Annotated in this window: 10 protein-coding genes; 3 read left to right on the forward strand and 7 right to left on the reverse strand. The window is 61.5% G+C overall.

The annotated features are described in order from the left end of the window. Positions 1 to 45: 45 nt before the first annotated feature. Together AC3ITY_RS21685 and AC3ITY_RS21690 are read left to right on the forward strand one after the other, a co-directional pair. Positions 46 to 990 carry a GlxA family transcriptional regulator gene (locus tag AC3ITY_RS21685; protein ID WP_489304838.1) on the forward strand — a complete coding sequence of 315 codons (945 nt, stop codon included), beginning with the start codon at positions 46 to 48 and terminating at the stop codon, positions 988 to 990. 72 nt (positions 991 to 1062) lie between these two features. Beyond that, entirely contained in the window at positions 1063 to 1722 is a 660-nt protein-coding gene (locus AC3ITY_RS21690) for a methyltransferase family protein (RefSeq protein WP_489304839.1), read from the forward strand. 34 nt (positions 1723 to 1756) lie between these two features. Here AC3ITY_RS21690 and AC3ITY_RS21695 read toward each other — a convergent pair whose 3' ends face one another. From AC3ITY_RS21695 to AC3ITY_RS21725, 7 genes are all read right to left on the reverse strand, one after another. Continuing rightward, positions 1757 to 2422, reverse strand: a complete 666-nt coding sequence (locus AC3ITY_RS21695) for an HAD family hydrolase (RefSeq protein ID WP_489304841.1) — start codon at positions 2420 to 2422, stop codon at positions 1757 to 1759. A 60-nt stretch (positions 2423 to 2482) separates the two neighbouring features. Beyond that, a complete protein-coding gene (locus tag AC3ITY_RS21700) occupies positions 2483 to 2890 on the reverse strand; it encodes a response regulator (RefSeq protein ID WP_489304843.1) in 408 nt (135 codons plus the stop codon). 115 nt (positions 2891 to 3005) lie between these two features. After that, positions 3006 to 4616 carry a GMC family oxidoreductase gene (locus AC3ITY_RS21705; RefSeq protein WP_489304844.1) on the reverse strand — a complete coding sequence of 537 codons (1611 nt, stop codon included), beginning with the start codon at positions 4614 to 4616 and terminating at the stop codon, positions 3006 to 3008. Positions 4617 to 4801: 185 nt separating this feature from the next. Further along, positions 4802 to 6019 carry a mandelate racemase/muconate lactonizing enzyme family protein gene (locus AC3ITY_RS21710; RefSeq protein ID WP_489304846.1) on the reverse strand — a complete coding sequence of 406 codons (1218 nt, stop codon included), beginning with the start codon at positions 6017 to 6019 and terminating at the stop codon, positions 4802 to 4804. A gap of 1 nt (position 6020) precedes the next feature. Next, positions 6021 to 7355: an MFS transporter gene (locus tag AC3ITY_RS21715; protein WP_489304848.1), complete on the reverse strand. Its 1335-nt coding sequence runs from the start codon at positions 7353 to 7355 to the stop codon at positions 6021 to 6023. A gap of 85 nt (positions 7356 to 7440) precedes the next feature. After that, a complete protein-coding gene (gene aldA / locus AC3ITY_RS21720; RefSeq protein WP_489304850.1) occupies positions 7441 to 8865 on the reverse strand; it encodes an aldehyde dehydrogenase in 1425 nt (474 codons plus the stop codon). 145 nt (positions 8866 to 9010) lie between these two features. Then, the gene (locus AC3ITY_RS21725) at positions 9011 to 9943 is read right to left on the reverse strand and encodes a LysR substrate-binding domain-containing protein (RefSeq protein ID WP_489304852.1); all 933 of its coding nucleotides are present in this window, start codon (positions 9941 to 9943) and stop codon (positions 9011 to 9013) included. 562 nt (positions 9944 to 10505) lie between these two features. On the opposite strand from AC3ITY_RS21725, the gene AC3ITY_RS21730 reads away from it, so the two are divergent. Beyond that, positions 10506 to 12140 (forward strand): ABC transporter substrate-binding protein, encoded by a 1635-nt coding sequence (locus AC3ITY_RS21730; protein WP_489304853.1) that lies wholly within the window; start codon positions 10506 to 10508, stop codon positions 12138 to 12140. The last annotated feature ends 37 nt before the right edge of the window (positions 12141 to 12177 follow it).

The raw sequence follows: 12177 nt of genomic DNA on the forward strand, positions 1-12177 counted from the left end.
CGTTTAAAGTACGTTTTTAGGACATAACCGTTTGAGGGCAGGCCGATGATCAGCGTGGCGTTCGTGGTTTTCGAGGGTTTCCAGTCCATGGCGCTGGCCGCCATGCCGGTGTTCGAGTACGCCAATTTCAGTGCCGCAGAGGCGCTGTATGACGTGCGCGTGCTGTCCGAAAAAGGTCACAACCTGCGCGCCTCCGGCGGCTTGAGCGTCGGCACCGAGGCCTTCGACGGGCGTGAGTTCGACACGGTGATCGTGGTCGGCGGCGACTCCATCGTCGAACAGGCGCCCGAGGCCGTGCTGGATTACCTGCGGGCCAGCATCAACACGGCGCGCCGTACGGCGTCGATCTGCTCCGGGGCGTTCGTCATGGCCCAGGCCGGCTTGCTCGACGGGCGGCGGGCCACCACCCACTGGGCCTACGCCCGGGAACTGCAGGCGCGGTTTCCGGCGATCAAGGTCGAGGCCGATCGCATCTATGTGATCGACGGTTCAATCTGGACCTCCGCCGGCATGACGGCGGGCATCGACCTGGCACTGGCCATGGTGGAAAAGGACCACGGCGCCGAGTTGGCCCGGGCCGTGGCGCAAAAACTGGTGATGTACCACCGCCGCGCGGGCGGCCAGTCGCAGCACTCGGCGTTGCTGGAGCTGGAGCCGAAATCCGATCGTATTCAAACCGTGCTCGGCTACGCCCGGGAACACCTCGCCCAGCCCCTTTCGGTGGAGCAACTGGCACAAGTGGCCAACCTCAGCCCCCGGCAATTCAGCCGGGCGTTTCGCGCCGAAACCGGGCAATCGCCGGCCAAGGCCATCGAAAACCTGCGCCTGGAAGCGGCGCGCCAGATGCTCGAACGCGGACGCCTGACCCTCGACCAGATCGCCCTGGAAACCGGGTTCACTGACCGCCGGCGCATGCGCGAAACGTTCCTGCGGGTGTTCGGGCAACCGCCACAGGTGATTCGGCGCAATGCAAGATCAGAGGTGCCTTGATCGCACCCTCGCCCGGCGTGGGAAGCATCGGTATCTACACTGAACCTGACGGAGGTTACTTTTGGAGGCACCATGAAAATCTCGGCCAAACTGGCGTTTTTCGCTGTCGCCAGCACCCTCGCCTACCTCGCCCTGGCAATCTGGGGGCTGGGTGGTTTCGCGGCTTACTTCAGCCACGGCTCACTGGTCGTCATTGCCCTGGCCACCCTGATTATGGCCGTCGTATCACTGTTCACCGAAGTCAACCTGAGTTCGGGGGAACGCGAAGACCGGGCCAACCGCTGGGTCATTCCAGCCTTCGGCGTGATCGGCTTACTGAGCGGCTTTCTGCCGGCCTATACCGACCGCATCGATTTCTGGACCTTTGGCGGAGAGGGCGTGCGCTGGCTCGGGGCGCTGTTGTTCATCGTCGGCGGCGCACTGCGGTTATGGCCGGTGTTTGTGCTGGGCAAGCGCTTCAGCGGGCTGGTGGCGATTCAGCAGGGGCATCGACTGGTCACCGAGGGGATTTACCGCAACCTGCGCAACCCCAGTTATCTGGGGATGATGGTCATCGGCATGGGTTGGGCACTGGCCTTTCGTTCTGGTGTCGGGCTGATATTGGTGGCGCTGACGCTGATCCCGCTGATTGCGCGCATTCACTCGGAAGAAGCCTTGTTGAGGGCGCAGTTCGGCAGCGAATACGAGGCCTATAGCGCCCGCAGTTGGCGGTTAATCCCGGGACTTTACTGACAGGAACACTGATCCCACAGGGGAAATGTGTCGTTCACAAAAACTGCAAACGAATCAGACCGCCGGCATCCACGCTCGCGGCAACCATGTCATAACCCGCCAACGTCCCATGCAACGTCTTGATCGGCTGTTCATGGGTCGCCGTGACAATCATCAAGTCCGCCCCCGCCGCCTCGGCCGCCAGAATCCCCACCGTGGCGTCTTCAAAAACCAGGCACTGCCCAGGCTCGACGCCCAAACGCCGGGCCGCGAGTTGGTACCCCGCGGGGTCGGGTTTGCCAGCCGTGACGTCCTCTGCCGTCACCATCACCTCAGGCTCGGGAATCCCCGCCGCCGCCATCCGCCGCAACGCCAGCTCCCGCGGGGCGGAAGTGACAATCGCCCATTGGCTGGCTGGCAAAGACCGCAAGAATTTCGCCGCGCCAGCCACTTCGAATACCCCATCGACGTCGATGATTTCCGCTTCGGTAATCCACGCTGCTTCAGCTTCGGCGTCCACCCCGGGCAAGCCCAGGCGCCTGATGGTGTCGATGGCGCGGGCACCGTGGATGGTCGGCAGGAAGCTGTCGACATCGACACCATGGCGCACGGCCCAGGTGGTCCAGACCCGCTCGGCAGCGGCAATGGACGTCAGGACCGTACCGTCCATGTCGAACAGAAAGGCACGGTAAGTCGAGTTGAAAACAGAGTGATCGGACAAGGAAAAGAACCTCGCAGGTGCCGGACGGATTTGCCCGGCAATGTAGCATCTGCGCGCAAGTCAGTTGAGTCGTTTGGACTTGAAGGTCTGGCCCACGCAATCGAGCAGTCCGCCAATCATCCAGGGTTTCTTGATGAACGAGACCGCGTGCCGCACGCCTGCGCTTTCAGGGGTTTCGAAACCGGACATGATCATGATCGGCTTGTCCGGCCAGCGATCGCCGAACTGGTTGGCCAAGTCCGCGCCATTGAGCGTGCCGGGCATGGTGATGTCCGTCAGCAGCATGCCCACCTGCGGCGCATGCTGTTCCAGATAGATCGCTGCCGCATCCGCACTGATTTGCGGCTCGACGACAAAACCCTCCTCCTGAAGAATTTCACAGAGAAACTCCAGGATCAGCGGGTCATCCTCAATCACCAGAATCAACCCGCCAGGAAGATCTCCACCCGCCGTCGGTATTCGACTCATGACCGTGCCGCTCCCTGATTGCCTCAATGATTTCGCGGGCTCTGATCCGCCACCTAAAAGGTATGAGCAGCGGACTCGGTGGAAATTCATTTTTGATGCAACCAGGTGACCGGTATCAAGCGTCCTGCAGGATCAGGTCAGCCCCCTTCTCCGCCACCATCAGCACCGCGGCGTGGGTGTTGCCCGACGTCACATTGGGGAAAATCGACGCATCGACGATGCGCAAACCGTCCAGCCCATGAACCTTGAGCTGTTTATCCACCACCGACTTCCGCTCGTCCGACCCCATGGCGCAGGAACCGCACAGGTGGTAGATCGAGCCACTGTTTTCGCGGAAGTACTGCAACATCTGTTCGTCGGTTTCGACCGCCGGCCCCGGCAACACTTCTTCGACGGTGATGCCCTTGAGCGCCGGTGCCCGCATGATCTTGCGCATCAGGCGGCTGCCCTGGATCACCTCGTCGATGTCCTTCTGGGTGCTCAGGTAATTCGGGTCGATCAGCGCCGCATCCCGCGGGTTTTTCGAAGCGATCTCGATATGCCCGCGACTGGTCGGCCGACACGGGTTGAAGCACAGCAGGAAGCCTGAGTACGGCTCTGGCTTGAGGCTGGCCTTGTTGTTTTTCGGGATCTGGTACGACAGCGGGTTGAAGTACAACTGCAAATTCGGGTTGGCCTGCTGCTCGCTGCCACGGAAGAACCCGCCGGCCTGGTTGACGCTCATCGCCAGCGCGCCCTTGCGGGTGAACAGGTACTTCAGGCCCAGCTTGAACTGGCCGAACAGCGAACTGAGCTGGTCATTGAGCGTCGGGATATTTGCCTTGTAGTAGTAGCTGGCGCACAGGTGATCCTGCAGGTTTTGCCCCACCGCCGGCAGGTGCTTGACCATCGGGATGTTGTGCCTGGCCAGCAGCGCCTGATCGGCCACGCCGGACAGTTGCAGAATCTTTGGCGTGTCCACGGCACCGGCACACAGGATCACTTCCTTGTTGGCACTGAAAGTGCGCACCACGCCATGCTGGGTGATGGAGACCCCAGTCGCGCGCTGCCGCTCGTCAAACAGCACCCGGTCCACCAGGGCGAAATGCTCGACCACAAGGTTCGGTCGGCTCAATGCCGGGTGCAAATGGGCGAAGCTGCTGGAACAGCGCTGGCCGTCGCGGGTGTTGACGTCATAGATGCCCGCACCTTCGAATTTCGGCCCGTTGAAGTCGTCACTGATGGGGTAGCCCAGTTCATCGCAACCCTTGAGGAACACATCGCAGATTGGATGGGTCTGGCCCTTCATCGGGGTGATGCTGATCGGGCCGCTGCCGCCGTGGTACTCGCTGTCACCCAGCGGGTGGTTTTCCAGCTTGCGGAAGTACGGCAGCACGTCCTTGAAACCCCAGCCGTCGTTGCCGTTGGCCGCCCAGTCATCGAAGTCATGGGCCTGGCCACGCACGTAGACCATCGCGTTGATCGAGCCCGAACCACCCTGCACCTTGCCGCGCGGGGCGTAGATCTCGCGGTTGTTCAGCTGCTTTTGCGGGCGGCTGTAGTACATCCAGTTGAAGGTCGGGTTGTAATACATTTTGGCGAAGCCGACCGGGATCTTGAACCAGAAGGAGCTGTCTTTCCCGCCCGCTTCCAGTAGCAGCACCGTGTGTTTCCCGGAAGCCGAGAGGCGATTGGCCAGGACGCAGCCTGCTGCGCCGGCGCCTGCGATGATGTAGTCGTATGTCATGCACGGTTACCGCGTAAGTCGTTGTACAAAAAAACCGGAATGGGTGATGCCCTGTAGGAGCGAGCTTGCTCGCGATGGTCGCCAACAATAACGCTGTGAGCCTGATACCCCACGGTGCTCTCAGGTTCATCGCGAGCAAGCTCGCTCCTACAGCAGACATTTCCCATGAAGGGCAAGTAATCCCGTCAGCCCCTGGCCGGCGAAGTGTCCTTGACATCCGCCGGGGTCGGCGCCATTTGCAGGTGCAGGCGTGAACCGGTGTACGGCGAATGCCTGCGCACCACGTCCATGTTCAGCTCCACGCCCAGGCCCGGCTCGGTGGACGGGATGATGTAGCCGTCCTCCCACTGCAACGGTTTGGTCAGGACTTCGGCATGGAAGCCACCCCAGGTCATGATGCTTTCCTGGATCAGGAAGTTCGGCGTGCACGTCGCCAACTGGAAACTCGCCGCCGCGCCAATCGGCCCGTTGTAGAGGTGCGGAGCGATCTGCGCGTAATAAGCCTCGGCCATGCTGGCGATCTTCTTCGCCTCCAGCAGGCCGCCGCAGCGGGCGACGTTCATTTGCAGGATCGACGCGCCGCCGGCCTGCAACAGCTTGAAGAATTCATACTTGGTGGTCAGCCGCTCACCTGTGGCAATCGGAATGCTGGTCTTGGCCGCGACTTGCGCCATGGCGTCTTCCTGGCCCGGTGGCACCGGCTCTTCGAACCACAGCGGGTCGTATTTCTCCAGGCGCTTGGCCAGGCGGATCGCCGAGGACGGCACCATTTGCCCGTGGGTGCCGAACAGCAAGTCGCACTTGTCGCCCACCGCTTCGCGGATCTTGCGGCAGAAGGTCTCGCAGCGCTCCAGCACTTCCAGCGAGATCTGGTGACCGGAGTACGCGGTGTACGGGCCTGCCGGGTCGAACTTCACGGCGGTGAAGCCTTTGTTCATGTTCTCGATGGCGCACTCGGCAGCCAGGTCCGGGTCGTCGTAGTCGTACTCGCCCTTGCTGTTGACCGGATACAGGTAGGTGTAGGAACGCAGGCGTTCATTGACCTTGCCGCCGAGCAACTCGTAGACCGGCTTGTTCGCCGCCTTGCCGATGATGTCCCAGCAGGCCATCTCCAGGCCGCTGACCACGCCCATCATGGTCAGGTCCGGCCGCTGGGTGAAACCGCTCGAATAGGCCTGGCGGAAAAAGCGCTCGATGTGGTGCGGGTCCTGGTTCAGCAGGTAGCGCTCGAACACGTCTTCGATGATCGGCAGCATGGCCTTGGGACCGAAGGTCGCGGCGTAGATTTCGCCGACGCCTTCGATGCCGCAGTCGGTCTTGAGCTTGACGAACAGCCAGTACATCCCGCCGATGTGCGGTGGCGGAACAGCAACGATATGGGTTTCAAGGGCGACGATTTTCATCTCAGGCACCTGTCTTGTTCAAAGAGGTCTTGTTCAAGGATTTACGGTTGATACGTGCGCGCAAGGTCAGGGCCGCCAGGGTCCCGAGCAGGCCGACGAAGGCGATGTAGCCGAAATACAGCTTGTAACCAAAGGCACCGGGGAAATGTTCGGTGAGGTAGCCGTTGATCAAGGGAATGAAGGCATCCGGCAGGTAACCCACCACCGAGACAATGCCGATGGCCAGGCCGGTGATGCGCAGCGGAATGTTGCAGGTGTCGAGGATTGCCCAGTACAGACCGCGAATGGCGTAAGTCATCAGGCCGATGAAAATCACCGTGCCGATCAGCAGGCCGAGGCTGTTGAGGGCCGGGAACACGATCAGGCCGATCATCGCCAGGCTCGCCAGCAACAACGCCACGCACAGCACCGAGATGTTGGAGAACTTGTCACCCAGCCAGCCACCGCCGATACCGCCGATGGGGCGCATCCACAACTTGATGGTGGTGATGGTGCCGGCCATCACCGCCGTCATGCCGCCGCCCTGCAGGTAATCGGAGAAACTGTAGGTGGCCCAGAAGATGTGATAACCGCAGAACACAATGGCGGTGACCAGCCACAGCTCGGGGATTTTCACCAGGGTGGTCAGGTCGCTGAGCAGGTTGAACTTGCCCTTCTCCACCGCCGGCGTGTCCTCCATTGCCTTCGGGTCCTTGATCAGTACCAGCACGCAGCCGATGACGATGCAGGTGACGGAATACAGGTAAACCACATGCTTGAAGCCTTCGGCCACCGACTCGCCACGGGTTTCGGTGGCGAAGGCGAACAGCGCCAGGGCAACCGTTGCCAGCAGCGCTTCGACCAGGCCGCGGCCGCCGTCGAGGATGCCAAAGAACCGGCCTTGCTCGCTGTGCAGGGCAATCATCTTCACCCGCTTGAGCACCGAAGCCCAGAAGGTCAGGCCGGTGGTCAGGCCCCAGCAACCGAAGATGATCATCAAACCGGTCATCGACGGCGCGGTGGAGTACCACAAGCCCAAGGCTCCGGTGGCGACCAGCGAGAAGAAAATCAGGAAGCGCGGTGCGATGCGATCCGCCAGCCAGCCGCTGGGCAGGTACGAGAGCAGGAAGATCGTGCCGAGCATCGAGTACAGGTAACCCAGTTCGCTGTGGTTGATCTGGAACACTTCGAGCATGGTGGTCTGGTAGACCTGGCGCAGGTACAGGATCGGGTAGATCGCACCGGCGGCGAGCACCAACAGCATCAGTTGGAAATAGCGACTTCCTTTGTCACTGTGGCTTTTTGAACCCGCGCTCGAACCCTGAACAGCGGCAGCAGTGGATGCTTGCTTGGACATCTGGAGAAACCTCGGGCAGCCCGGTGTCCGGGCGCCCCTGAATAATTGTTTTTATAAATGCCGCGTGAAGCGTGGTGCCGGTGGATCAGTACTTCATCACCACCAGACGGGTCTGGGTGAATTCGAGCATGCCGTGCTTGCCGTCATCGCCGCCCAGGCCCGAGCGTTTCCAGCCGGCGTGGAAGCCCTGGTACGGGTCGGCCGGGGTGCGGTTGACGTACAGTTCGCCAGCCTCGATGGCATTGGCGACTTTCTGCGCGGTGCGGTAGTTCTCGGTATACAGCACCGACGACAGGCCGAACTGGTGGTCGTTGGCCATGGCCAGCGCTTCGTCGATGTCGCGGTACTTGAGCACCGGCAGTACGGGGCCGAAGATTTCTTCCTGGATGATTTCCATGTCCTGGCGGCAGCCGCTGAGCAGGGTCGGCGGGTAGAAATGGCCCTTGCCCTCAGGCAATACACCGCCGGTTTCCAGCACCGCGCCGTCGGCGATGGCTCGCTCGACCATGGCGTGAATGTTCTGTTGCGAACTGGCGTTGACCAATGGCCCCATCAGGCTGGCATCGGTGCCACGGTCGCCGAACTTCACGGCACTGATTTTTTCTTTCAGCAGGCCGAGGAATTTGTCGTAGACGCTTTCCTGCACATAGACCCGCTCCACCGCCGTGCACAATTGGCCGCAGTGGGTGGTCTTGGAAGCGACGATGGCGCTGGCGGCAGCTTCAAGGTCGGCGTCGGCCTCGATGATCGCCGGGGTCTTGCCCCCCAGTTCCAAGGACGGCTTGGCGATGTTGGCCTTGCAGTAATCGAGCACTATGCGCCCGGCATTGACGCTACCGGTCAGGGTGATCAGGCCCACGGCTTTATGGGTGCAGACGACCGCAGCGGTGCCATGGTCCATGGTCAGGATGTTCACCACGCCGGCCGGCAGACCGGATTGCTGCACGGCCTTGGCGATTTCGAAAGCCGAGGTCGGCGTGTTATTGCTTGGGCGCACCACCACTGTGTTGCCGGCAATCAGCGCCGGGGCGATTTTGCGCAGCAGGGTGTAGACCGGGTAGTTGAACGGAATCAGGCACGCGACCACGCCAATCGGCTCGCGGTGCAGGAACAGGTTTTCGTTCGGCGAATCGCTGGGAATGATCTCGCCTTCGATACGGCGCGCCCATTCAGCGTGATAGCGGGTGATTTGCGCCGCGTAACGGGCCTCGTTGCTGGCGTCGTCCACGCTCTTGCCGGATTCGCCAGCCAGGGCTTCGCCGATGTGCTGTGCGTTGGTTTCAAGGGCATCGGCGAAGGCACGCAGGTGGTCAGCGCGCTCGATGCTGGTGAGCTTGCCCCATACTTTTTGTGCGGCCTGGGCCGCTTCGACCGCCGCCGTGGCTTCATCGGCGGTGGCCGCCGAGACGTGGCCCACCAGCGCTTCGGTCGCGGGGTTATAGACCGCGATCAGCGCATCGCTGGCCGGTTCAGTGAAGTGGCCGTTAACAAAGTTTCGCTCGAGTCGCATGTGAATCGCCCATCGTTGTTTTTATCCAGTGCAGGCAGTTTTGGCGCCTGACCCGCGTTGAACAAACGATTTATTGAGCGGTGAAACATTCGAAAAATGCAGGTTACCCCTTGGAGCAATGAATTCCCCTGTGGGCTGCGGTGTTTCAAATGGCGGCGGTAGAAGGCTCCAACTGCCTCTGCGCCAACCAGATTTCCTCCTGCAACCACTGGCTGAACACCTGCAATTGCGGCATCTCTGTCTGCTCCGGCCGGGTCACCAGCCAGTAGGATTGGTGCCCTTCGACGTGCACATTCAGCACCTGGGTCAACTGCCCGCTGGCCAGTTCCGAGGCGACCATGTGCCAGTCGGCAATGGTGATCCCCAGGCCATCGGTGGCCGCCTGGATCGCCAGGTCCAGCAGGTCGAATTCATAACCGCCCTGGGTGTCGACACCGCTGATGCGCGCCGCGTCCAGCCAGTGTTTCCAGGTCAGGTAGCGCTGGTCTTCCCGGGCCAGCACATGCAGCAACGTCAGTCGATTGAGGTCCAGGCCCTGTTCGCTCCACTCCCGCGCATAAAGGGACGGCGCGCACACCGCGATATGCCGCTCCTGGATCAGCAGCGAACTGTCCAGCCCGTCCCATTCGCCATCGCCAAAACGGATCGCACAGTCCAGGGTGCTGGTCTCCGCCAGGCTGTCCTGCAAACGTGTGGTGATGCTCAGTTCCAGCTCCGGATGCTGCTCGCGCAAGCGCCCCAGACGCGGCATCAACCAGCGGCTGGTAAAGGTCGGCGGCGCGTTGATGTGCAGGCGGTTGGAGTGGGTTTTCTGCTGGATGCTGCGCACCGTCAACTCGATCTTGTCGAACGACTGGTGCAGGGCCCGCAACAGCACTCGGCCGGCGCTGGTCAGGTCGAGGTGGTGATGCCGTCGCTCCAGCAGGCTCTCGCCCAACTGTTCTTCGAGCTGGCGCACCTGGCGGCTGACCGCACTCTGGGTGACATTGAGCAACTCGGCGGCGCGGGTAAAACTGCCGGTGCTGCCGGCCACTTCGAAGGCTTTGAGGGCATTCAGGCCGGGCATTTTGCGTTTCATGAAAGGCACTCGTGGAAGGCTGACCAGGTCATAAGCATCCCACGCCTCGTAGGAAATTTCCTGAGTAACATGCAGTTTTGTGTTGTGTAGGACAATTCAGCCATCACCGCGAACAGCTTTTCTGTAGGAGCGAGCCTGCTCGCGATGGCGACAGATCTGACACACAAATGTCGACTGACACACCGTCATCGCGAGCAGGCTCGCTCCTACAGGGACGGTGTCCAGCCTGTCTATTTCAAGCGCTCGCGCAGCCCCGCCCCAGTAACATGCATTTATCGAACGTTTCCCCGCTGAATTTATCGTTTGTCGTTCTTCGCCCCGCTGACAAAACTGCAGCCATCTCTAATAAAAACAACATGAGAGCTGCCCCATGCCCTACTTCACCAGCGCCCTCCCGAATACGTCCCGACCGCTTCAGCCAACGGCTTCCCGCCCGCCTCGCCTGCGCCTGCACGGTGTTCGCCACTGACTCTTTCGCTGACTTGATCCCTTGAGTTCCAGGCCGCACGCCCCGCCTGCGGCCAGTCGAAAAACGCACTTTGCTACGTATCGGAGAGGCTTTATGAACGAGCTGAAAACACTGGACGGCACCGCGCCGCACCCCGCCGTCGAGGACCTGTGTACACAGGTCAGGCATGGCCAGATCAACCGTCGGCAATTCCTGCGCACCACCGCTCTGCTGGGCGTCACCGTGGCCAGCGCCAGCACTTTTATCGGTTCGGCGCTGCTCGGTGATTCGGCATTCGCCGCCGAGGATCAACCTCCACGTCAGGGCGGTAGCCTGCGTTTTGCCTGTGCGATCCAGGAAATCCAGGACCCGATGCTGATCACCTGGATCGAAGCCTCGAACCTGCTGCGCAATTCCCTGGAGTTCCTGACCTGGGTCGACGCCGAGAACATCACTCACCCGTACCTGGCCGAAAGCTGGAGCCCGTCCGAAGATCTCAAGACCTGGACCTTCAACCTGCGCAAGGGCGTCAAGTGGAGCAACGGCGACGAGTTCACCGCGGACGACGTCGAGCACAACATCAATCGCTGGATCGCCGCCGATTCCAAATCGGTCAACCGCACCGCGTTCCAGGACGTAGCAGCTTTCGAAAAAACCGGCCCCTACCAGTTCCGCCTGGTGCTCAAGCGCCCGATCCTGGCCGTTCCGGAAATGCTCAGCGCGTTCACCTGCACCCTGGTGCACCGCAGCTTCAAGGCCGGTGACGACTGGACGAAAAACCCGATCGGCACCGGTCCGTTCAAGCTGGTTTCATTCGCGGTCAACAAGCAGGCCACTTTCGCCAAACGTGCGGATTACTGGCGCAAACCGGCCAACCTCGACGAACTGCGTTACGTCGACATGGGCACCGACATTTCCACCCACCTGGCAGCCTTGCAGGCCGGTCAGGTCGACGTGCTGTACCGCGTCACCGTCGCCGAACTGGACCTGGCCAAACGCTTGCCGGGCGCGCAATTGCTCAGCTGCAAGTCGGCGCAGACCGTGGTCATGCGCATGGCCTGCGACCAGAAGCCGTTCACCGATGTGCGCATCCGCAAAGCCGTGGTGCTGTGTGCCGACAACGCGCAGATGCTCAAGATCGCCTATCGCGGCATGGGTACCCTCGGTGAAGACCACCACGTCGCGCCCTCCCACCCGGAATACTCGCCACTGCCCAAGCGCGAGCGGGATGTCGCCGGGGCGAAAAAGCTGCTGGCCGAAGCCGGTTATCCCAATGGCATCGACATCGACCTGATTGTCGGCAACACCCAGGGCCGCTACGAGCAGGACTGCGCGCAGATCCTGCAACAGAACTGTCTGGAAGCCGGCATCCGCATCAACCTCAAGGTCATCCCGGCCACCCAGTACTGGCCGATCTGGGACAAAGCCGCGTTCAGCCTGACCTATTGGGCCCACCGCTCGCTGGGCGTGATGTCCCTGGAACTGGCTTACCGCAGCGGCGCCGCCTGGAATGAAAGCCACTACAGCAACCCGGCGTTTGACGCCGCGCTGGACAAGGCCATGGGCATCATCGATCCGCAGCAACGCGCCCTGGCCATGCAGGACGTCGAGCGCATCCTGCAGGACGACGCCGTGATGGTGCAACCGTTCTGGGCCGACAAGTTCACCGCTACCAGCAAGAAGGTCCAGGGGTTCAAGGTTCACCCTTCGGACTTCTACCCAATGGATGAAGTCTGGTTGAGCGCCTGACGCGCAACCCCACCCGTGCCCGCCCACCGACTGGTGC

Source organism: Pseudomonas sp. GL_091, assembly GCF_057837725.1.